Source organism: Pannonibacter sp. Q-1, assembly GCF_054073275.1.
Genome location: NZ_JBSXNB010000006.1, coordinates 312146 through 335540, shown reverse-complemented (window position 1 = coordinate 335540; position 23395 = coordinate 312146). Strand labels below are relative to the sequence as shown.

Annotated in this window: 19 protein-coding genes; 8 read left to right on the top strand and 11 right to left on the bottom strand. The window is 63.8% G+C overall.

What is annotated here, in order from left to right; all coding sequences use genetic code 11:
* Nucleotides 1–175: 175 nt before the first annotated feature.
* The 5 genes from ACVNHC_RS18585 to ACVNHC_RS18565 form a co-directional block, all read right to left on the bottom strand.
* Nucleotides 176–1045: an RNA polymerase factor sigma-32 gene (locus tag ACVNHC_RS18585; protein WP_050472322.1), complete on the bottom strand. Its 870-nt coding sequence runs from the start codon at nucleotides 1043–1045 to the stop codon at nucleotides 176–178.
* A 464-nt stretch (nucleotides 1046–1509) separates the two neighbouring features.
* Nucleotides 1510–2082, bottom strand: coding sequence for a CarD family transcriptional regulator (locus ACVNHC_RS18580; RefSeq protein ID WP_457168582.1), 573 nt, complete (start codon nucleotides 2080–2082; stop codon nucleotides 1510–1512).
* 470 nt (nucleotides 2083–2552) lie between these two features.
* Nucleotides 2553–2891, bottom strand: a complete 339-nt coding sequence (gene fdxA / locus ACVNHC_RS18575) for a ferredoxin FdxA (protein WP_019964945.1) — start codon at nucleotides 2889–2891, stop codon at nucleotides 2553–2555.
* Nucleotides 2892–3089: 198 nt separating this feature from the next.
* On the bottom strand, nucleotides 3090–3458 hold the full coding sequence (locus ACVNHC_RS18570; RefSeq protein ID WP_457168594.1) for an RNA-binding S4 domain-containing protein: 369 nt from the start codon (nucleotides 3456–3458) through the stop codon (nucleotides 3090–3092).
* 56 nt (nucleotides 3459–3514) lie between these two features.
* Nucleotides 3515–6586, bottom strand: coding sequence for a helicase-related protein (locus tag ACVNHC_RS18565; RefSeq protein WP_457168580.1), 3072 nt, complete (start codon nucleotides 6584–6586; stop codon nucleotides 3515–3517).
* 695 nt (nucleotides 6587–7281) lie between these two features.
* Between ACVNHC_RS18565 and pyc the strand changes: the two genes are divergently transcribed.
* On the top strand, nucleotides 7282–10725 hold the full coding sequence (gene pyc / locus ACVNHC_RS18560; protein WP_457168578.1) for a pyruvate carboxylase: 3444 nt from the start codon (nucleotides 7282–7284) through the stop codon (nucleotides 10723–10725).
* 193 nt (nucleotides 10726–10918) lie between these two features.
* Nucleotides 10919–11680, top strand: coding sequence for a TSUP family transporter (locus ACVNHC_RS18555; RefSeq protein ID WP_374630203.1), 762 nt, complete (start codon nucleotides 10919–10921; stop codon nucleotides 11678–11680).
* A gap of 4 nt (nucleotides 11681–11684) precedes the next feature.
* Here the strand turns inward: ACVNHC_RS18555 and ACVNHC_RS18550 are convergent, their stop codons facing one another.
* On the bottom strand, nucleotides 11685–12401 hold the full coding sequence (locus tag ACVNHC_RS18550; protein ID WP_457168575.1) for a glutamine amidotransferase: 717 nt from the start codon (nucleotides 12399–12401) through the stop codon (nucleotides 11685–11687).
* Between the two features lie 81 nt (nucleotides 12402–12482).
* Nucleotides 12483–12956, bottom strand: a complete 474-nt coding sequence (locus ACVNHC_RS18545; protein WP_050472331.1) for a tellurite resistance TerB family protein — start codon at nucleotides 12954–12956, stop codon at nucleotides 12483–12485.
* Nucleotides 12957–13290: 334 nt separating this feature from the next.
* Here ACVNHC_RS18545 and ACVNHC_RS18540 point away from each other — a divergent pair, with 334 nt between their 5' ends.
* The 6 genes from ACVNHC_RS18540 to dmeF all read left to right on the top strand — a co-directional run bounded on the left by ACVNHC_RS18540 (nucleotide 13291) and on the right by dmeF (nucleotide 20137).
* Nucleotides 13291–14574, top strand: coding sequence for an imelysin family protein (locus ACVNHC_RS18540; RefSeq protein ID WP_457168573.1), 1284 nt, complete (start codon nucleotides 13291–13293; stop codon nucleotides 14572–14574).
* 302 nt (nucleotides 14575–14876) lie between these two features.
* Nucleotides 14877–16421, top strand: coding sequence for a di-heme oxidoreductase family protein (locus ACVNHC_RS18535; protein WP_457168571.1), 1545 nt, complete (start codon nucleotides 14877–14879; stop codon nucleotides 16419–16421).
* Nucleotides 16421–17518, top strand: coding sequence for an imelysin family protein (locus ACVNHC_RS18530; protein ID WP_457168569.1), 1098 nt, complete (start codon nucleotides 16421–16423; stop codon nucleotides 17516–17518). The genes ACVNHC_RS18535 and ACVNHC_RS18530 overlap by 1 nt, the downstream gene beginning before the upstream one ends.
* Nucleotides 17499–18662 (top strand): DUF1513 domain-containing protein, encoded by a 1164-nt coding sequence (locus ACVNHC_RS18525; RefSeq protein WP_457168567.1) that lies wholly within the window; start codon nucleotides 17499–17501, stop codon nucleotides 18660–18662. Before ACVNHC_RS18530 ends, ACVNHC_RS18525 begins: the two co-directional genes overlap by 20 nt.
* A gap of 205 nt (nucleotides 18663–18867) precedes the next feature.
* On the top strand, nucleotides 18868–19140 hold the full coding sequence (locus ACVNHC_RS18520; protein ID WP_050472336.1) for a metal/formaldehyde-sensitive transcriptional repressor: 273 nt from the start codon (nucleotides 18868–18870) through the stop codon (nucleotides 19138–19140).
* A gap of 28 nt (nucleotides 19141–19168) precedes the next feature.
* Nucleotides 19169–20137, top strand: coding sequence for a CDF family Co(II)/Ni(II) efflux transporter DmeF (dmeF, locus tag ACVNHC_RS18515; RefSeq protein ID WP_457168564.1), 969 nt, complete (start codon nucleotides 19169–19171; stop codon nucleotides 20135–20137).
* A gap of 13 nt (nucleotides 20138–20150) precedes the next feature.
* Here the strand turns inward: dmeF and ACVNHC_RS18510 are convergent, their stop codons facing one another.
* From ACVNHC_RS18510 to ACVNHC_RS18495, 4 genes are read right to left on the bottom strand one after another with little or no spacing between them, the layout of a single operon-like run.
* Nucleotides 20151–21227 (bottom strand): FecCD family ABC transporter permease, encoded by a 1077-nt coding sequence (locus ACVNHC_RS18510; RefSeq protein WP_050472338.1) that lies wholly within the window; start codon nucleotides 21225–21227, stop codon nucleotides 20151–20153.
* Nucleotides 21205–22146, bottom strand: coding sequence for an ABC transporter substrate-binding protein (locus ACVNHC_RS18505; RefSeq protein ID WP_457168562.1), 942 nt, complete (start codon nucleotides 22144–22146; stop codon nucleotides 21205–21207). Before ACVNHC_RS18505 ends, ACVNHC_RS18510 begins: the two co-directional genes overlap by 23 nt.
* Before the next feature lie 10 nt (nucleotides 22147–22156).
* A complete protein-coding gene (locus ACVNHC_RS18500; RefSeq protein WP_457168560.1) occupies nucleotides 22157–22924 on the bottom strand; it encodes an ABC transporter ATP-binding protein in 768 nt (255 codons plus the stop codon).
* Nucleotides 22921–23373: a DUF1636 family protein gene (locus tag ACVNHC_RS18495; protein WP_457168558.1), complete on the bottom strand. Its 453-nt coding sequence runs from the start codon at nucleotides 23371–23373 to the stop codon at nucleotides 22921–22923. Before ACVNHC_RS18495 ends, ACVNHC_RS18500 begins: the two co-directional genes overlap by 4 nt.
* Nucleotides 23374–23395: the final 22 nt, after the last annotated feature.

Below are 23395 nucleotides of genomic sequence, written 5' to 3'. Positions count from 1 at the left end.
GCTCCATCGTTTGAGATCGCTAACAACCTCATTCTGGCACATCGATGCCGTAGGGGCCGTCCAACCCAACAGTACTCCCTTTCTTCGCCGTAACGGCTTGAGAGAGTACTGGATCCCCGCCTGCGCGGGGATGACAGGCTTGGCTGGCAGGTAGAGGATGACCTCCGCGCGGGCCTCACGGCATCAGGGCCAGACGGTCCGGCTGGGCCTTGAGCAGGGCCTCCTTCAGCTTCTCCAGAGCCCGGTTCTCGATCTGGCGGACACGCTCCTTGGAGATGCCCATGGTCTGGCCAATGGCTTCCAGCGTGGCGCTTTCTTCCTTCAGGCGCCGCTCGCGCACGATCTGCCGTTCGCGCTCGGTCAGCACATTCATGGCGGAGCGCAGCCACTTGCGCTGGCGTTCGCCATCGATCTCGCCGCTCACCACTTCATCGGGAAGCGGCGCATCGGAGACGAGGAAGTCCTGCCGGTCGGCGCTGCTGCCTTCCGTATCTGACAGGGGCGCGTTGAGCGAGGTGTCGGGCCCCGAGAGACGGGCGCTCATCATGTCCACGTCGGCAATCTTCACGCCGATGGTCTCGGCGATCTGCCGGTGCATCTCGCTTTCGTTGATGCCCTGTTGCTCGGCGCTGATCTTGGCGCGCAGACGGCGCAGGTTGAAGAAGAGCGACTTCTGCGTCGAGGAAGTTCCCCCGCGCACGATCGACCAGTTGCGCAGGATATAGTCCTGGATGGAGGCGCGGATCCACCATGTGGCATAGGTGGAGAAGCGGACCTCGCGCTCCGGCTCGAACCGGCCTGCGGCTTCCAGCAAGCCCACGTGGCCTTCCTGGATCAGGTCATTCATCGGCAGGCCGAAGTTGCGGAAGCGGGCGGCCACGGCGATGACGAGACGCATATGCGAGAGGGACAGGCGGTCCAGTGCGGCCTGATCCTGTTCATCGCGCCACTTGATGGCAAGCTGCTGTTCTTCCTCACGGCTAAGGTACGGCGCGTTGATGGCGGCCTTGACGATCTGACGCCGGGTGCTCATCGATGTACTCATGATGGCAGGCTCCCTGTTGCTTGTCGGATATGTTACGCCACTTGCGGCGGTCCAGATCAGCGTTTTCACCCGGTTTGGACGGTGGCGTGGCAGCCGGGGAATGCAGTGCCCGTCAGCGCGCCTCAGGCACGCAAAGCTGCGGGGGAGGGCAACTCCTTGCCCTGAATAGGCTTTTCGTTTGAGGGCTGCCTTTCGGCCCGCCCGCCGGGCCAGGTTTCTGGCACATTCTGACGCAGGCGCATCACGAAAATGTGGCTGCAGCGTCTCATCAGACCAAGGCATCTGAGATGCTGACGCATCACGGCCTGGGACTGTTCAAACCCCGCACGGGCCTGATCGGTTCCCGGATAAGCCAGGCTCATCGGAAGTTAGTATGAGACAATGGCCTCAGTGAGGGCAATAAAAGGAAAAGGGCGCACGGCTTGCGCCGGACGCCCTTCCTGATCGTAAAAGATGCGGCCTGATCAGGCGGCTTCTTCTTCCTGCTCGCCTTCTTCCTCGGCGCTCTTGATGCGGACCGGGGTCTTGGCGAGGTTCTGCTCGATCTGCTTGACGGCTTCCGTCTCGGAGCACTTGTTCACGGCAGCGATTTCACGGGCCATCCGGTCCAGTGCAGCTTCATAGAGCTGGCGCTCGGAATAGGACTGTTCCGGCTGGGCGTCGGAGCGGTAGAGATCGCGCACGACTTCGGAAATGGCCAGCAGGTCGCCGGAGTTGATCTTGGCTTCGTATTCCTGGGCGCGGCGGCTCCACATGGTGCGCTTGACGCGCGGACGGCCGCGAACGGTCTCCAGAGCCTTCTTCACAGCAGCGGCATCCGCCAGCTTGCGCATGCCGACCGAGGCGATCTTGGCGACGGGGACACGCAGGGTCATCTTGTCCTTCTCGAAGCTGATGACCAGCAGTTCCAGCGCATAACCCGCAACGCTCTGTTCTTCGATGGCCGTGATCTGGCCGACGCCGTGAGCGGGATAGACGATATGTTCGCCAGTCTTGAAGCCCTGACGCTGCGCGGTCTTCTTGGTGGGGGTTGCCATACGCTTCGTAACTCCTGCGCAGTTACGGCTGAATGAGCCGTACCGGGCCGCCACGGGGCGGACCGTTGTTCCTGTGGTAACGCAAACCGGACCGGAACCTGCTCACGCATGAGCACCGGACCTGTCTGTACGTCTTGGGTGGTCAGCCGCCGGTGCTCGCCGGTTCAAACGGGCCGCATTTCACATGTGCATGGCTGCGGAGAAACTTGATCTCGCGCACGATCCAGCGGTGGACTGCGACCATAAAAAAACCTCCAGGGGGAGGGGGTGAACCAAGACTGCGACGACTACTTGAACAACCTATCACAAAAACGCAAAAAACCAAAGCAGAAAGCGACCGGGTGTTATGCCGGCCGCTCTGGCAACTTGCTTCCGTATCGTAACCTGCAGGCTTCCGCCATGCGTCAGGTCAAGGATTTCCCGCTTTTGCCAAGGCTCCAGGATGCTGACGCATCAAGCCTTGCAATTGCTCAGGCGCCGTCCGGACCGTTGGGCGAGAAGTGGGTTTCCAGCTTGTTCTTGATGCCGTCGAACTCGGGTGCCTCGGGAAGGGCATCCTTCTTCTCGGTGATGTTGGGCCATTTTGCCGCATATTCGGCGTTGAGCTCGATCCACTTCTCGAGGCCGGGCTCGGTATCCGGCAGAATGGCCTCGGCCGGGCACTCCGGCTCGCACACGCCGCAGTCGATGCATTCGTCCGGGTTGATGACGAGCATGTTCTCGCCTTCATAGAAACAATCGACCGGGCAGACTTCGACACAGTCGGTGTACTTGCACTTGATGCAGTTGTCAGTGACGACGTAGGTCATCGCGTTCCTCTTGATGGCGCTGGCGGTATCAGCCGGTCCTCGTGCCGTCTCCCTCAGCTACGGCGGACCGGCAGAGCCTGCTTCCCGTTTCAGGGCCGTTGCCTACCGCTTTTGCCCCTTTGTGGCAAGCACAGTAAGGGCAGGAATGGCCCGGCGAAAGAAAAGCGCATGCGTCCTTTTGCCTGTCAGGGGATCAACTTACTCCGGATCCTCGAGGCCGGAGTGAAAAGCGTCCATGCGGCGCCGGTCGCGTTTGGTGGGGCGGCCCGATCCGGGATCCCGCTGCGCCGGGGCAGAGGGCACATCCGCGCGCGGGGCGGGCGGCGGGGTCAGGTCCTTGTAGAGCAGCTGTGCTTCCGGGGCGGGGCCGCGCCGGGTGCCGAGACCGGCGACTTCCAGCACGACAACCCGCCGTTCCAGCGTGATGGTCAGCACATCGCCGGTGCGGATGGCCTTGCTGGCGCTGTCGATTTTCTCGCGGTTGACACGCACATGCCCGCCGGTGGTCAGTTTCTGAGCCAGGGTGCGGGATTTCGTCACCCTGGCAAACCAGAGCCACTTGTCGATCCGCTGCGAGGCGGACGGCCCCGCGTGCGGGGCCGTGTCTGATGTGCCTTTGGCGCTCAGGACTTGCCTTTTTCCATGTTGGCCTTCAGAGCCAGCAGGGCTGCGAAGGGCGAGTTCGGATCAATCGGCTTTTCCGGACGCGGCGCACGGTCACGCTGGCCGGCATGGCCCTGACCCTGCTTCTGGCCCTGATGATGCGGCTTGCCGCCCTTGCCGCCTTCGCGGCGGTCGTCGCGCCGGTCATCACGGCGGCCTTCGCGGTTGCCGTCACGGTTTCCGCGGTGCTCGCCGCCGGAGCGGTTGCGGCCGCCTTCTGCGCCTTCGCCTTCGCCGCGCTTGCCCTGCTGCGGACGGCCGCGGCCGCCCTTGTTGCGGTCACCGCGGTCACCACCGCCCCGGCGCTCGCCAGCTTCACCGCCCTGACGCGAACGCCCGCCGGTGCGGCCCGGACGCCAGATGTCGATGGTGACGGTTTCAGTGGCAACGGCGGCGGCAGCTTCGCCGGCGTCAGCCGTCTCTGCCTCAGCCTCGGCTGCAACCGGTTCTGCGGTGGCTTCAGCTTCTGCCGGAGCTTCGGCTGCGGTTTCTTCCGGTGCAGCTTCCGCTTCCGCCGGAGCGGCTTCGACCGGAGCGGCTTCGGTCGCGGCCGTATCGGCAGGTGCGGCCACCGGGCGCTCGATCTCGCGCTTTTCGTTGCGGTAGCCCAGAGACTTCAGGATTTCCGTGAAGTCATCGCCTGCGCAGCCCAGCAGCGAGGTCATGGCCACGGTGACGGTAAAGCCGCCGCCCTGAGCAATGGCACCATCCGGCGGCGTGACGCTGGCATCCAGCGGCTTCCAGGCGATCAGCGGGCGGATGAGGTCGGCCAGACGCTCCAGAATGTCGACGCGAACGGCGCGCGGGCCGCAGACGCGGAAGCCGACAACCTTGTACAGCGCCTTGTCGATCTGCGGATCGACGGTGATCGAGGTGCGGCCCGAGGCGGACAGCTGCGGCAGCTCCACGAGGCCGGGCATGTCCGGCGTGCCGTGCTTCAGCGCCCAGAGCTGGGCCAGAAGCTGGCTCGGAGCCGGCTTCAGCAGGGCCGGGACATAGATGTTGTAGGCGCCGAAGCGGACACCCAGCTTGCGCAGCGAGGCGCGCATGTCCTGATCGAGCTGGCGCACATCATTGGCCACATCCTGGCGCTCCAGAATGCCGAGCGCCTCATAGATGCGGTAAGCGATGCCACGGGCAAGGCCTTCCAGCCCTTCGGCGTCCTTGAGGTCGATCAGCGGCTTCAGCAGCGTGCCGACATGGGCCTTGACCCACAGGTCAACGCGGGCCTGCACCCGGTCACGGGCGGGGCCGGTCAGGTGCTCGTCGGCCAGCAGCACGAAGCCGGGCACCAGCGTGTCGTCACCGGCGGTGAGACGGGCGACAGGTTCGCCCTGCCAGCGGATGGTGCCGTCCGTGCTCAGGACGAAATCTTCATTGGGCGCGCGCGACAGCCGGTCGGAACGGGCTTCGATCTCGCTGGCCAGTGCCTTCTGGGCTGCTGCGCGTACGGCCTTCCCTTCCGGGCTGTCCGCAACCGCATCCGGCGCGAACCGGAACCCCTGCAGGCGGCCGATATGCTGGCCCTCCACAAGGACGTCCCCAGTCTGCGTGATTTCCGCTTCCAACATGGCGTTCTCTCTCAAACGTCTCATCAATACGCTTGTCCGCCTGTCCACGAACCGTTGGGTCAAACGGTCATGCAGGGCGTCCGACAGTCTGTCTTCAATGCCTCTGGTGACACCCTGCCAGTGAACAGGGTCCTTCAGCCATTCGGCACGGTTTGCCACGAAAGTCCAGGTGCGGATGTGCGCAATCCGGTTCGCAAGAGTGTCGATATCACCATCCACCCTGTCTGCGAAAGCCACTTGACGCTGAAACCAGTCTTCATCGACCACCCCGTTGCGCACGAGCAACGTGTATAGGTGGATAAGCAGGTCTCCGTGGTTAGCCGGGGCGATCTTGCGATAGTCCGGCACCTGGCAGACATCCCAGAGCAACGCCACCCGCGAGGGGGAGGACGCCATGTCGCGGATGCCGTGATCCTTTGCGGCATATTCGAGGGCCTGCGCGTCGTCGGCGGCTGGCGCACGGGCCAGTCCGTCTTCACGCGGAGGCAGGTCCAGTGTGTCACGCAGGCTGGAAATCGACGTGAAATCGAGCTGCGTGTTGCGCCACTGGAAAACTTTCAGTGCATCGAACCGGTGGCTCTCGATCATCTCCACGAGATCATCGGACAACGGATCGACGCGGCCCGTCACACCGAAGGAGCCATCGCGCATGTGACGCCCGGCGCGCCCGGCGATCTGGCCCATCTCGGCGGGGCTGAGATTGCGGTATTGATAGCCGTCGAACTTGCGGTTTCCGGCAAAGGCGATGTGGTCCACATCCAGATTGAGGCCCATGCCGATCGCGTCGGTGGCGATCAGATAATCCACGTCACCGTTCTGGAACAGCTCCACCTGTGCGTTGCGCGTCCGTGGGCTGAGCGAGCCCAGCACCACCGCCGCGCCGCCGCGCTGACGGCGGATCAGCTCGGCAATCGCATAGACCTCGCTGGAGGAGAAGGCGACGACGGCGGAACGGGCCGGCAGGCGCGAAATCTTCTTGGAACCTGCATAGGTCAGCACCGACATGCGCGGCCGCGTCACCACATTGAGGCCGGGAATGAGCTTTTCCAGCAGAGGACGGGCGGTCGCAGAGCCCAGCAGCAGCGTCTCGGAGCGGCCGCGCAGGTTCAGGATGCGGTTGGTGAAGACGTGGCCGCGCTCCATGTCGGCGGCCAGCTGCACCTCGTCGATGGCGACAAACTCGGTGTTGAGATCGAGCGGCATCGCCTCGACCGTCGAAACCCAGAAGCGCGGCGCCTTGGGGACGATCTTCTCTTCGCCCGTGATCAGGGCAACCGCAGCCTCGCCTGCGCGCTCCACCAGACGGCCATAGACCTCGCGCGCCAGCAGGCGCAGCGGCAGGCCGATGAGGCCGGAGGGCTGGGCCAGCATCCGCTCGATGGCGAGATGGGTCTTGCCGGTGTTGGTCGGGCCCAGCACCGCCGTAACGGTTCTGGACCGGGCGGCCGGCGGCAAGGTCATGATCTGGATCGGAGGCATCGCGCGGAGTGCTTCGTTCGGCCGGGTGTCTTGGCCCTCACAAAGGTCAGGGCGTGCGGAAGGCTGTCTAGCATAGGGTCTTCCCCCTGTCCCTCACGATTTTCGGCCCCGGTTCTAACGCGGCGCCATGGCTGAAACGGGGCAGCGAATCCGGGCAAAGGAACGAGTCTGGAACAAAGGCTGATCGAATCGCAGACAAGCCGCGAGTCTGTTTTTGTTCCCTACGACATGTGGTTTCCGGCAAGGGGGTGACCACGAAATCCTGAATCTGACCAAGGATTTAAGGTGGGCAGGGCGCCGTTTTCCGGAATCGCGTCAAGCTCAGGAAATCGTGCAGATCAGGTTAACCGGATCAGCAATTTTCACGAGCGCTATCTCAACCTTCAGCACCAAAGCGGAACGACTCATGCACGAATCGCTGTCCGTTATGCGTTTTTGTTTTGTTCGTACGACAGTTTGTAGTGTTCAAGCGGCAGAGCCACGAAATAGCGGCAGGGGAACGTAACTGGTTGCTCCCGGCAACCAGTTGAACCGGGTCAAAAATAAAGAATTATGTCCCATTATGGGGCGTTTGATTGTTGAGCTGGCGCAGGCGAATAGGTCAAGAGTGTTGGCTCTTTTCTTTGCCCTCATCCCTTTGTATGACTCATGCGCTTTCATATTGGGGAGGTATGGGCTTGGCCATCCGTAAGATTCTCGTTGCCAACAGATCTGAAATCGCCATCCGCGTGTTCCGTGCCGCGAATGAGCTTGGGCTGAAAACCGTCGCCATCTTTGCCGAGCAGGACAAACTGGCGCTGCACCGCTTCAAGGCCGACGAGGCCTATCAGGTCGGCAAGGGCCTGGGCCCGATCGAGGCCTATCTGTCCATCGACGAGATCATCCGGGTTGCCAAACTCTCGGGCGCCGATGCCATCCATCCGGGCTATGGCTTCCTGTCGGAGAGCCCCGAATTTGCCGAGGCCTGCGCCCAGAACGGCATCATCTTCATCGGCCCGCAGCCCGAGACCATGCGCCGCCTTGGCAACAAGGTCGCAGCGCGCAATCTCGCCATCGAGGCCGGAGTTCCGGTCATGCCGGCCACCGATCCGCTGCCCGATGACATCGAGGAGATCAAGATTCAGGCCGCCGGCATCGGTTATCCGGTGATGCTCAAGGCCTCCTGGGGCGGTGGCGGGCGTGGCATGCGCGTCATCCGTGACGAGGCAACGCTGGTGCGCGAAGTGGTCGCCGCCAAGCGCGAGGCCAAGGCCGCCTTCGGCAAGGACGAGATCTATCTGGAAAAGCTGGTCGAACGCGCCCGCCACGTGGAAGTGCAGATCCTGGGCGATTCGCACGGCAATCTGGTGCATCTGTTCGAGCGTGACTGCTCCATCCAGCGCCGCCACCAGAAGGTGGTCGAGCGCGCGCCTGCGCCGTATCTGTCCGAGGCGCAGCGGCAGGAACTGTGCGGCTATGGCCTGAAGATCGGCCAGGCGGTGAACTACTGCGGGGCCGGCACGGTCGAGTTCCTGATGGATTCGGACACGGGCGCCATCTATTTCATCGAGGTGAACCCGCGCGTGCAGGTGGAGCATACGGTGACCGAGCAGGTGACCGGCATCGACATCGTCAAGGCGCAGATCCGCATCGCAGGCGGGGCCGCCATCGGCACCGAGGCGAGCGGCGTTCCCGTGCAGGGGGATGTGCGGCTCAACGGCCATGCGCTGCAGTGCCGCATCACCACCGAAGACCCGGAACAGAACTTCATCCCTGACTATGGCCGCATCACCGCCTATCGCGGTGCGACCGGCTTCGGCATCCGTCTCGATGGCGGCACGGCCTATTCGGGCGCGGTGATCACCCGCTTCTACGATCCGCTGCTGGAAAAGGTGACCGCCTGGGCGCCGAGCGCCGAGGAAGCCTGCAAGCGCATGGAGCGCGCCCTGCGCGAGTTCCGCATCCGCGGCGTTGCGACCAACCTTGTGTTCCTTGAAAACATCATCGGCCACCCGGACTTCCGCGCCAACAACTACACTACGCGGTTCATTGACGGCACGCCGGAACTGTTTGCGCAGGTGAAGCGGCAGGACCGCGCCACCAAGCTGCTGACCTACATCGCCGATGTCTCCGTCAACGGCCATCCGGAAACCCGCTCGCGCCCGCGTCCCGGCCGGGAAGCGGCTGCCCCCGTCGTGCCGGATTTCGGCAATGTGAAGCCCGATGGCACCCGCCAGCTGCTGGAGCAACTGGGGCCGAAGGGCTTTGCCAGCTGGATGAAGGCGCAGCCGCAGGTGCTGGTGACCGACACCACCATGCGGGATGGCCACCAGTCGCTGCTGGCCACCCGCGTGCGCACCCACGACATTGCTGCCATCACCGATGCCTATGCCACCGGCCTTCCGCAGCTTCTGTCGCTGGAATGCTGGGGCGGGGCGACCTTTGACGTGGCCATGCGCTTCCTGACGGAAGACCCGTGGGAGCGTTTGCGCCTGATCCGCCAGAAGGCGCCGAATATTCTGCTGCAGATGCTGCTGCGCGGCTCCAACGGCGTTGGCTACACCAACTATCCGGACAATGTGGTGCGCTTCTTCGTGCATCAGGCGGCGCAGAACGGTGTTGATCTGTTCCGCGTGTTCGACTGCCTCAACTGGGTGGAGAACATGCGCGTCTCCATCGACGCCGTGCTGGAGACGGACAAGCTCTGCGAGGGCGCGCTATGCTACACGGGCGATCTGCTCGACAGCGCAAGGCCGCAGTATGACCTGAAGTACTATGTCAGCCTCGCCAAGGAGCTGGAAAAGGCCGGTGCGCATATCCTTGGCGTCAAGGACATGGCGGGCCTTCTGAAGCCGGCCGCCGCGCGCATCCTGTTCAAGGCGCTGAAGGAAGAAATCGGCATCCCGATCCACTTCCACACGCATGACACTTCCGGCGTTTCGGCCGCCACGGTGCTGGCTGCGGTGGATGCAGGCGTGGATGCCATTGATGCGGCGATGGATGCCTTCTCCGGCAACACCTCGCAGCCCTGCCTTGGCTCCATCGTCGAGGCGCTGAAGGGCTCGGACCGCGATCCGGGGCTTTCGGCGGAGGCCATCCGCCGCATTTCCTTCTATTGGGAAGCGGTGCGCGGCCAGTATGCGGCCTTTGAAAGCGACCTGAAAGGACCGGCCTCCGAAGTCTATCTGCACGAGATGCCGGGCGGCCAGTTCACCAACCTCAAGGAACAGGCCCGCTCGCTTGGCCTTGAAACCCGCTGGCACGAAGTGGCGCAGGCCTATGCCGATGCCAACATGATGTTCGGCGATATCGTCAAGGTCACGCCATCTTCCAAGGTGGTCGGCGACATGGCGCTGATGATGGTCAGCCAGGGGCTGACGGTGGCCGATGTGGTGGACCCCTCAAAGGATGTGGCCTTCCCCGATTCCGTGGTGCAGATGCTGCGCGGCGATCTGGGGCAGCCCCCGGCCGGCTGGCCGCAGGCGCTGCAGGCCAAGGTGCTGAAGGGCGATACGCCCATCACCGTCCGCCCCGGCTCGCTCCTGAAGCAGGAGGATCTGGAAGCCCGCCGCAAGGAAGCGGCTGAAAAGACCGGGCTTGAGATCGGCGACATGGATCTGGCGTCCTATCTCATGTACCCGAAGGTCTACACCGACTTTGCCAAGGCGCAGAGCCAGTATGGCCCGACTTCGGTGCTGCCGACGCCGGTCTATTTCTACGGGCTTGAGGTGGGCGAGGAAATCCTCGTCGAGCTGGAGCCGGGCAAGACGCTGGTGGTCCGCTGTCAGGCGGTGGGCGAAACGGACGAGCAGGGCGAGAAGAAGGTGTTCTTCGAGCTGAACGGCCAGCCGCGCATCATCAAGGTGCCGGACCGGGCCCATGGCGCCGCAGGCAATGCCGCCCGCCGCAAGGCCGAGGCCGGTAATGAGACCCACGTGGGCGCGCCGATGCCGGGCGTCATCTCCACCGTTGCCATTGCGGCAGGGCAGGAGGTCAAGGCCGGTGACGTGCTCTTGTCCATCGAAGCCATGAAGATGGAAACCGCGCTTCATGCCGAGCGCGACGGTGTGGTCTCCGAAGTGCTCGTCACCCCCGGCAGCCAGATCGACGCCAAGGACCTGCTGGTGGTGTTCAAGGCCTGACCGCAGCGTCAGACAGGAAATGCGCAAGGGGAGGCTTCGGTCTCCCCTTTTTGCTTCAACGTGTTCAACCCCGCAAACCGCCCTTGCCAGCCCTCGTATTCCGTGGCATCGCAGGCGTCCCATTCCCAGATGCTGGTCCGTGCCGCCGCCTTCCATGAGACGGCAGGCCCCCAGCCCCTTCCGGTGCTCTTCCATGGAACTGTCCTATGAGGTTCTCGGCCTCCTGTTTCTTGCCGCTCTCATGGCTGGCTGGATCGATGCGATTGCAGGCGGCGGCGGGCTGATCACCATCCCGGCGCTGCTGCTGGCGGGCCTGCCGCCCGCAACGGCGCTGGCGACCAACAAGCTGCAGGGCAGTTCCGGCACGCTGACGGCCGCCACCTATTTCATCAGCCGGGGCATGGTGTCTGTGCGGGCAAACATCCTGCCCATCATCGCCATATCGCTGGGCTCCATCTTCGGCGGCTGGGTGCTGCAGCAGATCAATGCGGAGCTGCTGGTGCTGTTCATCCCCTTGCTGCTGGTGTCGATCGGCCTCTATTTCCTGTTCTTCGCCAGGAACCTTGATGAAGAGCGGGCGCCGCGCATGAGCGCCGAGCGCTATGCGGTGACGGCTGCACCCGCCCTCGGCTTTTATGACGGTTTCTTCGGGCCGGGCACCGGGTCTTTCAGCTCCACGTCTCTGGTGCTGCTGCGCGGCATGACCATCCGCAATGCCACAGCCCATGCCAAGCTGTTCAACCTGACCAGCAATCTGGGCGCCTTGTTCTATTTCATTCTCTTCGGCCAGATCGCCTGGGTGGCAGGCGGCGTCATGGTGCTCGGGCAGATGGCCGGTGCCTATCTCGGCGCCCATTTCGCTTTCCGGGGCGGGGCAAGGATCATCCGTCCGGTCACTGTCATCGTCTGCTTTGCCATGAGCCTCCGCGTGCTCATCAGCGTCTGGCCGTGGTGAGGTTTTACCCAGCCCGCCCGATCCAGATGTCGAGGAAGTCGTCCAGCCATTTGCGCAAGGCCTGGTCGAAGACGTAGCGGCCGGCGAAATGGTCCTGGCGGCCTTGCGCGCCGGGCAGGGACATGCGGGGAGCGCCTTTCGTGGTCCAGCGCACCATCATGGCGTGGGTGAGTTCCGGGTGAAACTGGATGCCATAGGCGGCGGGGCCAACACGGATCGCCTGATTGGGATAGGTGTCGCCCGAAGCCAGAAGATCGGCCCCATGTGGCAGGTCGAAGCCCTCCCGGTGCCATTGGTACACCTTGGATGGCCAGTGCATCAGGGATTTGCCGGTTTCTGTCGGGTGCAGCGGATAGTAGCCGATCTCGACCAGGTCCTGCGGATGGGCTCCTACCTTGCCGCCCAGGTGCTTCACCATCATCTGCGCGCCAAGGCAAATGCCAAGAAAGGGCTTCTGCTCTGCGAGAGGTACGCCGATCCAGTCGATCTCCCGGTGGACGAAGGCATCGGGGTCGTTTGCACTCATCGGCCCGCCGAAGATGACGGCACCCGCGTGATGCTCCATCGTGTGGGGCAGCGTGTCGCCGAAGCGCGGGCGGCGGATGTCCAGTGCAAAGCCGCGCTTCACAAGTTCCTGCCCCACACGGCCGGGCGACGAGGTTTCTTGATGCAGGACGATCAGGATGCGCGGCCGGTGCGGGGAAGCAGGATCAGGATTCATGGTGTCACGATAACGTTGCAACCGGCCCGGCGTCGAGCGCTAATCCAGAGCAATGCGCCCTGAAATCAGGCAGTTGCCGGCTCACTCCGTGTCCGGCTGCCCCTGCTCGCGGGCAACTTTCTGGCGCAGGGCAATCCGGTCGCGCGAGGAGACGCCGAGCAATTCCGAGACACGCCAGATGGTGTTGTCCTCAAACTCGTGCACGCGGCCGTCCGCATAGACAAGCTGCCACATCAGCTCGATGATCTTCTGGCGTTCCTCTTCCTCCAGCTTGCGCTTCAGGACGGAGGTGAAGCCATACATGTCGACAGCTTCGTTGTCCTTGTCCGTGGCAAGGGCCACAAGCTCGGCCGTTTCGCTGTCGCTCAGGGAATAATGGGTCTTCAGGATCGAGGTGAGCTTGGTCTTCTCCACGTCATCGACTTCGCCATCCACACTGATGACATGGACGAGCAGAGCGGCGACGGCCAGCCGGTGATCATCTTCGGCGAAAGTCAGATTGTCGCTGTCGCCAAAGGTGACGTCCTTGATGAAGCGCTTGAAAGCATCGAGCATAAAATCATCCGTCCTGAAGTCTTGAGCGCAGGACCCGTTAGCCGCAGCGGTTCTGGGTTCTTGCCACCGGATATCCGTATCTTCCCTGAGATATAGGTGAGAACGTGGCGGAAAAACCACCCGAAAACCTGACTTTTGGCCACAAGCGCGTGAGGTGTTGTCCGTTTGCACCGCTGCCTGCGCTGTTTTGTAACTTGACACAAACCTTCAGGAATTGTCTTGTCCGCCGAGACCTGCCGCAGGCGCGTGCCCCTCTTCCGCCAGATCCGGGACATTTCTGCCGGGCAGTCACCGGGCGGCGCTGGGGCCGTCCGATGCCCAGGGAGATTGCCCCATGACCCGTTCGTTCAAAGCCATTCTGTTTGCAGCCACTGCGATGATGGCTCTTCCCGCCACCATTTCCGCCTATGCGGCGGATGTGAAGCCGGCCGATGTTCTGGCCACCTATCAGGATGTCGCGGCTGTGGCCTATGCGGATTCCGTCACCTCTGCCAAGGCGCTGAAGGTTGCCATCGATGCGCTGATTGCCAAGCCCGACGACGAAACGCTGGCTGCCGCCCGCAAGGCCTGGATTGCCGCCCGCAGCCCGTATCAGCAGACGGAGGCTTACCGTTTCGGCAATGCCATTGTCGATGACTGGGAGGGACGGGTGAACGCCTGGCCGCTGGACGAGGGCCTGATCGACTATGTGGACGTGTCCTATGGCGACAGTTCCGAAGAGAACCCGCTTTATGTGGCCAATGTCATCGCCAATCCGAAGCTGCAGCTGAATGGTGAAGAACTCGACGCCACGGTGATCACGCCGGAGCTTCTGTCGGAAAAGCTTCAGGAGGCTGGAGGCATCGAGGCCAATGTGGCGACCGGCTATCACGCCATCGAGTTTCTGCTCTGGGGGCAGGATCTGAATGGCACGGGTCCGGGCGCGGGCAACCGTCCGGCCACGGATTTTGATCCGGCCAATTGCACCGGCGGCAATTGCGACCGGCGTATCCAGTATCTCCAGGCCGCGACGGATCTGCTGATCACGGACCTGGAAGAAATGGCGGCTGCCTGGGCTCCGGGTGGTGCGGCGCGCGAGGAGCTTGCGGCCAAGGGCGAAGCGGGCGGCCTTGCCACCATCTTCACCGGCATGGGCTCGCTCTCCTACGGCGAACTGGCGGGCGAGCGCATGAAGCTCGGCCTCATGCTGCACGATCCGGAAGAGGAGCATGACTGCTTCTCCGATAACACCCACATGTCGCATTACTATGACGTGGTCGGCATCCGGAATGTCTATTTCGGCACCTACACCCGCCTTGACGGCACCAAGGTCTCCGGCCCGTCGCTGGCGGATCTGGTGGCGGAAAAGGACAAGGCCGCGGCGGAAGAACTGAAGGGCAAGCTCGACGCGTCCCTGGCCGCCTTCGACACGCTGAAAACCCGTGCCGAAACGGTCGAAGCCTATGACCAGATGATCGGCGAGGGCAACGCCGAAGGCAATGCCGTGGTGCAAGCAGCCATTGACACTCTCATTGACCAGACCCGGTCCATCGAGCGTGCCGTTGCGGTGCTGGGCCTTGAATCGATCGCCTTCGAGGGCTCCGACAGCCTGGATAATCCGGGTGCGGTGTTCCAGTAAGGACGGACTGGACGCGACAACGGGGATGGGGAGTTTTCCCTTTCCCTGGGCTTGCAAGGCTTCTCCATCGTCATCCCGGACGCGCCCCGCGCGATCCGGGACCGGTGAGCCGGGGTGCCTGACTGGTTCAAGAAATGAGAGCCGAAAGACCTTGGCTCACCGGTCCCGGATCTCCGCTTCGCTGCGTCCGGGAAGACGATGGAAGGGCTGACGGTTTAAGAGACGGGGAGGGGACTGTGTTTCCCTCTCCTGCCGCTGCAGAGGGGTGTGGCTGATCTTTCCTGAACAGCCAGGGGAACAGCATGATTTTCTTCCGATGGAGGCGTTTGGCGGCTCCCGTCCGGCTTGTGGCCGGTATCTGTCTTCTTACCGGTGCAAGCGTTGCGGCTGCTCAGACAAGTCCGCTTGATCACCGGCATGACCTGACACCGGCGGACCGGGAAAAGGCTGCAAAAGTGCTGGCCGTTCCGGAAGGTTTCGCAGCCCCAGAGCCGTTCGAAGACATGCCGGGCGGGGCTGCCACCTCGCGCAAGCGTATCAACCGGGATGCGTTTTCCCATCCGTCCGCCAATCTCAGTTTCGAAGAGCAGCAGACCTTCCGGGTCGGCAACGGCATTTTCCGCAAGTTCTGGGTCTCTGCGCCGTCCTCCACGCAAGCCTCGGACGGGCTGGGGCCGCTTTACAATGCGCGCTCCTGCCAGGGCTGCCATCTGAAGGACGGGCGCGGTGCGCCGCCTCAGCCGGGTGAGCCCGCCGTCTCCCTGTTCCTGCGGCTGTCCGTGCCGCCGGTGACGGAAGAGGAGCGGCAGGCCTTGGCAGACCGGCAGGTGGCGACGCTGCCGGAGCCTGTCTATGGCGGCCAGTTCCAGACCTTCGCCGTGCCGGGCCTTGTTCCGGAAGGGGAGCTGCGGATCACCCATGAGGATGTACCCGTCGGGCTTTCCGGCGGTGAAACGGTCGTCTTGCAGAAGCCGCTCTATGAGGCGGGGAACCTTGCCTATGGCCCCATGCGGCCGGACACGATGATCTCGCCCCGCGTGGCGCCGCAGATGATCGGGCTTGGCCTGCTGGAGGCGATTCACCCGGCGGATCTTGAAGCCCTTGCCGACCCGGACGATGCGGATGGGGACGGCATTTCCGGCCGTCTCAGCCTCGTGCGCGATCCGGCGAGCGGCGCGCTCGTGCAGGGGCGCTTCGGCTGGAAGGCGACGATGCCGGATGTCCGGGCGCAGAGCGCTGCGGCTTTCTCCGGCGACATCGGTATTTCGACGCCGGAACATCCGGACCCTTACGGCGATTGCACGGCAGCCCAGACGGCCTGCCGCTCCCTGCCTACGGGCGAGCAGGACCGGTTGGGGGAAACGGAAGCGCCCGACCCGGTGATGGATCTTGTCACCTTCTACTCGGAGAACCTTGCCGTGCCTGCCCGGCGGGACATGGCTGATCCGGATGTGCTGAGGGGCAAGGAGGTGTTTTATGGCACCGGCTGCACCTCCTGCCATGTGCCGAAATACGTTACCCGCAAGGACGCGAAGAACCCGGCGCACAGTTTCCAGCTGATCTGGCCCTACACTGATCTGCTGCTGCATGACATGGGCGAAGGGCTGGCGGACAACCGCCCGGATGGGGATGCCAATGGCCGCGAATGGCGGACGGCCCCGCTTTGGGGTATTGGTCTGACGCAGACCGTCAGCGGCCACACCCGTTTCCTCCATGACGGGCGGGCCCGCTCGCTGCTGGAGGCTGTGCTCTGGCATGGCGGCGAGGCGCAGGCCGCACGCGATGCGGTGGTGGCCATGCCGCCGGAGGACCGGGCGGCCCTGATCCGTTTTCTGGAGTCTCTTTGATGCGCCGCATTGCCTGTCTTGCCCTTGCCCTTGCCAGCACCCTTCTGCCTCTGCATGCGCAGGAGAAGGCCGGCTATGCGGATTATGTGAAAGGGGCGGTCGAGGGCTATATCCGGCCGGAGACACGTGCCTTTGCCAATGCTGCCAAGCGCCTGCCCACCGCTGTTGAGGACGCCTGCAAGAGCCCCGGCACGGAGACGGCGGATGAGTTCCGCGTTGCCTATGGGGTGGCCGTCGCTGCTTACGGGCGGATCAGTTTCCTGCGCTATGGCCCGCTGGCGGAAGAAAGCCGGCTGGAGCGGCTGGCCTTTCTGCCCGATGCGCGCGGCGTGGCGCAGCGGCAGATCCGCAAGCTGGTGGCAGAGCGGGATGAAAGCGCCACCACCCCTGAAAGCCTTGCCGCCAAGAGCGTGGCCGTGCAGGGTCTGACGGCGCTGCAACTGGCGGCCTTCGATGAGGATGGCCAGGTGACACTGGGCGGCACGGATGAGGCGGGCGTCTATGCCTGCGCCTATGCGCAGGCGCTCGCCGTCAATCTGGCGCAGCTCTCCGGCGAAGTTGCGGCCCTTTGGGAGGCACCGGACGGGTTCAGCGGCCAGCTTGAAGCTGCGGGGCCTGACAACCCACGCTTCCGCAACAGCAAGGAAGCCGCGGAAACCCTGTTCAATGCGCTGGTGACCGGGCTGGTGATCGTGCGCGATCAGGATGTTATCCCCGCTTTTGGCCCAGCGCTGGGCAATGATCCGGCATCGGCAAAGCCCAACCGCATACCTTTTTCCCGCGCCAATTTCGGGCAGGCCTATATCGCCAGCGAACTGACCGGCATCCGCGATTTCATCCGCGCCTCGAATTATGCAGAGGGCGTGGACAGCGAAGGCGAGTGGATTGCCGCGAGCCTGGAATTCGAGGTCTCCAATTCACTTCGGGCACTCGCCCGTGCCGGTGAGCCCATGCGCGAAACGGTGAAGACGCCTGAAGGCTACAAGGCCTTGTCGGATATGCTGATTTCGCTGAAGGGCCTGCGTGATCTCGTTGCGCTCAATCTGGCCGGGTCGCTCAACATGACCGGAGGCTTCAATGCGCTGGACGGCGACTGATGCGCTGGTGTTGAACCGCAGGCGGTTTCTGGCCGGCCTTGGCCTGACAACCGCCGCGGCGCTGATGACCTTGCCCGTGCAAGCCGCGGTCAAGCTCCTTGGTGCGGATCTGGACGAACCATTGTTCGCCAGCGCCCGGCGCAACGCGGACGGCAGCCATGCGGTCGCCATCCTGACAGCCGATGGCCGGGACGTGATGGAGGTGCCGCTGCCCGCACGCGGCCATGGTGTTGCGCTGTCGCCGGATGGACGCAGGCTGGCCGCCTTCGCCCGCCGCCCCGGCCAGTTCATCATGGTGATCGACCGTACGGGGGCAACCCCGCCGCAGCTGACGCAAGCCGAGCCCGGCCGCCATTATTACGGCCACGGTGTCTTTTCGGCTGACGGGCGGCTGCTCTATGCGGTCGAGAATGCTTTCGGCACGGTGGGGGAGGAAACGCAGGGCCGTGTTGGCGTCTATGATGCCAGCGGCGAAATCCTGAAGCGCATCGGCGAGTTCGAGACCCATGGCATCGGTCCGCATGACATTCTGCTGGCCGAGCAGGGCCGCGTGCTGGTGGTCGCCAATGGCGGCATCGACACTCATCCGGTCACCGGCCGCGAGATGCTCAATCTCGACACGATGAAGCCTTCCATCGTCTATCTTGATGCGGCCTCCGGTGCGCTGCTCGCCTGGCACGAACTGGACAAGGATCTGCATCAGCTCTCGCTCCGCCACATGGCGCTGGACGGGCGCGGGCAGGTGTGGGTGGGTGGTCAGTTCGAGGGCGAGAAGAGCCGTTTTCCGCAGCTGGTCGTGCGGCTGGAACGGGACCGGAAAATGGAACTGATGCCGCTGCAGAACGAGGTTCTGGCCCAGCTCGACAATTACATCGGCTCGGTTTCCGTCAATGCCAGCGGCGATGTGGTGGCGCTGTCCTGCCCGCGCGGCGGGCGCATTCTCTATATGGCGGCAGACAGCGGCGCATTGCTTGGGCTGGATACGATCACCGATGGCTGTGGCCTTGCCGCCATCGATGGCCACGGCTTCCTCATCTCCGACGGCAACGGTGGCCTCAGCCTTGCCGAAGACCCCGGCACACGGGCGCAATCCCTCGCCTTCGTGCCGGGCATCTCCTGGGACAACCACATGCTGGCGCTTTAGTGTGCCGGGGTTCCGGTGAAGCCTCCCTATGCTTCAAACTGAAACATTTCTCGATGTTTCAATGCCTTGTTCGTGACGTGAGCGCTGATTTCTGCATGCTCTGCCCGCCCCGGTGTGCGTCGGCCGATCCATTCCATGGCTTCACATAGTCTGCGTTATATACTATAGTCCCCTATACTATTAGAAGCTGAGGTTAGCCACCGCCATGTCTCACACCATCCGCGACAAAGAGAAGCTCATTGCCCGGGTTCGGCGCCTGAAGGGGCAGATTGAGGGGATCGAGCGCGCTCTTGAGGCCGAGAAACCCTGCGGCGAAATCCTGCGTCAACTCGCTTCAGCCCGCGGCGCAATGAGCGGGCTGACTGCCGAGGTGGTCGAGGATCATCTGAGGGAGCACGTGCTTCACGCCAAAACCGGAGCAGACCGTGAGCAGGGCGGGGCAGAGCTGATCGAAATTATCCGAACCTACATGAAGTAAGCCGGCGTGCCGGCAGGAGCCAGGTCACATGCCCGCAGTCGACATATCCAAGCATACTCACGATCACAATTTCCTCGGCCGCGATCACCGCAGGAACGAATACAGGGTCTGGCTGGTCATTGCCGTGACCGCGTCGATGATGGCTGTCGAAATTGTCGCGGGCACGGTCTATGGATCCATGGCGCTGGTGGCAGATGGCTGGCACATGTCTACCCATGCTGGTGCCATGCTGATCACCGCCCTGACTTACCTCTATGCGCGCCGTCATGCCGATGACCGCCGTTTCACCTTTGGCACTGGTAAGCTCGGTGATCTGGGCGGCTTTGCCAGCGCCGTCGTCCTTGCCTTGATTGCGCTTCTCATCGGCTGGGAAAGTCTGATGCGGCTGGCCAATCCGGTGGAGATCAGTTTCGGGCAGGCCATTGCCGTTGCGGTCCTGGGGCTTGCGGTCAATCTGTTCTGCGCGTGGCTGCTCCGGGATGATCACGCCCACCATCATCACCATGGCCACGGGCACCATCATGCGCATGATCACACTCATGTCCACGCCCGCCATGAGCACGCTCGGGACAACAATCTCCGCGCCGCCTATATGCATGTGCTGGCGGATGCGCTTACGTCAATCCTTGCCATCGTGGCCCTGCTGGCCGGACGCAGCTATGGTTGGCTCTGGGCTGATCCGCTCATGGGTATCGTTGGCGCGCTTGTGATCGCTCGCTGGTCTTGGGGGCTGATCCGCGATTCAGGCTCGGTCCTGTTGGACCGGATTCCTGACGACAAGGATTTGCGGAGCGAAATCCTTGAGGCGCTGGAAACGGGCACCGACCGGATTGCAGACCTGCATGTCTGGCAAGTCGGGCCAGGGCATCATGCTGCAATCATCTCGGTGGTGTCGAGCGCTCCTCGCGAACCTTCGGACTACAAGGCCTGCCTCGCGGAGATACTCGAACTCTCCCACATCACTGTTGAAGTCGAACGGGTGAGTGCCAACCCCTGACGTCCCTCACCTCTCACCTCTGCCGTGCCATCAGCCAGATGAAGAACAGGCCTCCGGCGAGGCCGGTGACGATGCCGATGGGCATGTCTTCCGGGGCCATGACCACGCGGGCGCAGATGTCCGCAAGGATCAGGAACAGGGCGCCTGCCAGTGCGGACAGCGGCAGGACGCGGGCATTGTCGCCGCCCGCCACCAGCCGCACCAGATGCGGCATCATCAGGCCGACGAAGCCGATGATGCCGGAGAAGGCGACCGACACACCGGTGATGAGCGCACCGGCGACAAACACCGACAGCCGCAGCCGGTTGACGGGGATGCCGAGCGTTGCTGCCGTCTCGTCTCCCAGCGTAATGGCGTTCAGTTGGCCCGCCTTCAGCCACAGCCAGATCCCGCAGGGCAGGAGCACGGCCAGCGGGTAGAGCAGGTGGCTCCACTGGGCAAGGCCCAGCCCGCCCAGCATCCAGAACACCACCGTATGGGTGGCCTTGGGGTCAGCCAGGAAGATCAGGATGTTGGCGCAGGCCATGATGACGAAGGACACGGCAACGCCTGCCAGCACCAGCCGATCGGGCGATCCGGCCCGCGTGATCCGCACCACGCAGAGCACGATGGCCGTTGCCCCCAGCGCACCGAAGAAGGCGAGCAGCGGCACGGTCAGCATTCCGAGAAACAGCCCGGTATGCAGCAGCGCCAGAATGGCGCCGAAGGCAGCGCCCGAAGAAATGCCGAGCAGGTGCGGGTCCGCCAGCTGGTTGCGGGTGACCGATTGCAGGGCGGCACCGGTCATGGCAAGGCCCGCGCCGACAAGGGCAGCCAGCAGCGCACGGGGAAAGCGCACATCCCAGACGATGGCCTCGCGCGCGGCGCTCCAGGTCTTCTCCACCGATCCGGGGAAGATCTTCGAAAGAAGGATACCTGCGACATCCGCGGGCGGCACGGCGACGGCACCCACGGCCAGGGCGGCAATCACCGCCGTGGCCAGAAGGGCAAAGCACAGGGCCGCGATGGCCAGCACCGGCCAGATTCTGGACCGGTGCCGGTCCGGTGCGCCTGTCAGCGCATCGGCCTCAGTTGCGTGCGAAACCGTCAACGAGCTTCTCCACGGCGCGGATGTTGCGGGGGCCGGGCGTTGCCTCGACATATTCCAGCACGACGAAGCGGCCATTCTTCACGGCGTCGATGCTGGCGAAGGCCGGGTTGGACTTCATGAAGGCGATCTTCTGTTCCGCAGTCACCTGCCCGTAGTTGACGATGACGACCACTTCCGGATTGCGCTCGATCACAGGCTCCCAGGCGACGGTGGCCCAGCTCTTGTCGAGATCATCCATGATGTTGTGCCCGCCTGCGGCCTCGATGAGGGCGGTGGGCATGGCGTAGCGGCCTGCGGTGAAGGGCGTGTCCTCGCCGCTGTCATAGACGAAGACGCGCAGCGGCTCCTTGCCCGGCTCCTTCACCCTGGCCGTCACTTCGGCAAGCTTTGCCTCGTAACCGGCGACCAGCGCCTTGGCCTTGTCCTCGACGCCGAAGATCGTCCCGAGGTTCAACAGATCGTTGTACATGTCGGCCATGGAGATCTTCTCCTTGGGGCCGATGTGGATGCAGCTTTCGGTCAGCTCATAGACCTTGATGCCGAAGGGGGCGAGGGTGTCCGGCGTCACTTCTCCGCCCACCTTCATGCCGTAGTTCCAGCCCGCGAAATAGAAGTCCGCCTCTGCACCCAGCAGCACTTCCTTGGTGGGGTATTTTTCGGCAAGTTCCGGCAGTTCCTTCACGCCTTCGCGCATTTCCGGGTCCAGCGTCTTCCAGCCGGACACGCCGGTGTAGCCGGCCATGTGATCCGTCAGGCCCAGCACCAGCATCATTTCGGTGAGGTTCACGTCATTGGAGACGGCGCGTGTGGGGGCAGCGTCAAAGGTGACATCGCGGTTGCAGCTTTTCACCGTCACCGGATAGGCGAAGGCGCTGGCGGTTGTGGCCAGAAGGGCGGCGAGAGCAAGGGCTATACGCATCGGTCAGATCTCACAAGTGAAAGGAAAAACGGGGGGAGTGGCCGGAGGTATCGATCCGCGAACGGACGGAGAAGGCCCCGGCGATATTGGCTTCGGTCAGCGCCGCTTCCGGCGTGTCCATGGCGAGCACGGTGCCGTTGGCGAGCAGCAGCACCCGGTCGGCATGTTCGGCGGCCAGCGTCAGGTCATGCAGGGTGGTGATCACCGTCAGCGGCAGGCCGCGTAAAAGCGCCATCAGCTCCAGCTGGTGGCGGATGTCGAGATGGTTCGTCGGCTCATCAAGGATGAGCAGGCGCGGTTCCTGCGCCAGCGCACGGGCCACCAGCACGCGCTGGCGCTCCCCGCCGGACAGCGTGCCGAAGGACCGTTCGCTCAGCGCCGTCAGATGCAGCCGGGCCAGGGCATGCTCCACCACCTCGCCGTCACGCGCTCCGGCCGAAGCCAGTCCGCGCTGATGCGGCAGGCGGCCGAGGCTGACGATCTGGCGCACGGTGAGGGCAAAATCCGTCGGCTGCTCCTGCAGCACCACGGCAATGCGGCGGGCCGTGTCACGGCTCGACATGGCCCACAGGCTCGTGCCTTCCAGCCGCACATCGCCGGTCTGCGGTTTGTGGAAGCGGTACAGCAGCCGCAGCAGCGACGACTTGCCCGCACCATTGGCACCGCAAATGGCCAGCATCTCACCCTGATTGACGGTGAAGCTGATCCCGGAGAGGAGGGCAGGGCGTCCGCGCGGCCCCCAGCCGAGAGTGTCAGCCTCGAAGAACGGCGCGCTCACGCGGCAGGCTCGAAGGCGGTTGTGCGGCCGGGTGCGGGAATGCGGGCCAGCGCCGTCTTCGCCATCCGGCCCGGACGCTCGGAGGCCTTGCTCCAGCCATCGGCAAGGCCGTGATACTGGCGGGCGAAAGCGGTGATATCCGGCACGTCGTCCAGCGTCAGGTTGCCGAACAGCCATCCGGTCTTGCCCGGCGACGTCAGTGCGACAGCGCAGGGCTGGCTGCAGGCGGCCATGCATTCAACGCCGGAAACGGCCCAATGCGTGTCCTGCCGCAGCGCAGCGGCAAGAGCGGTGCCAAGGCTCTGGCCGGGCCGTTCGCCGGTTTGCGTGTCACGGCAGGTGACGCAGATGGTGAGATGATGGGAGGGGGGTGCCCCTTCCTTGTCAGGAATCGCCTGCACGGGCGCAGGCACAGGTGTTCCGGCCAAGGCCGGTCCCTGAATGGTCATGGCTATGCTCCTTCCGGGACAC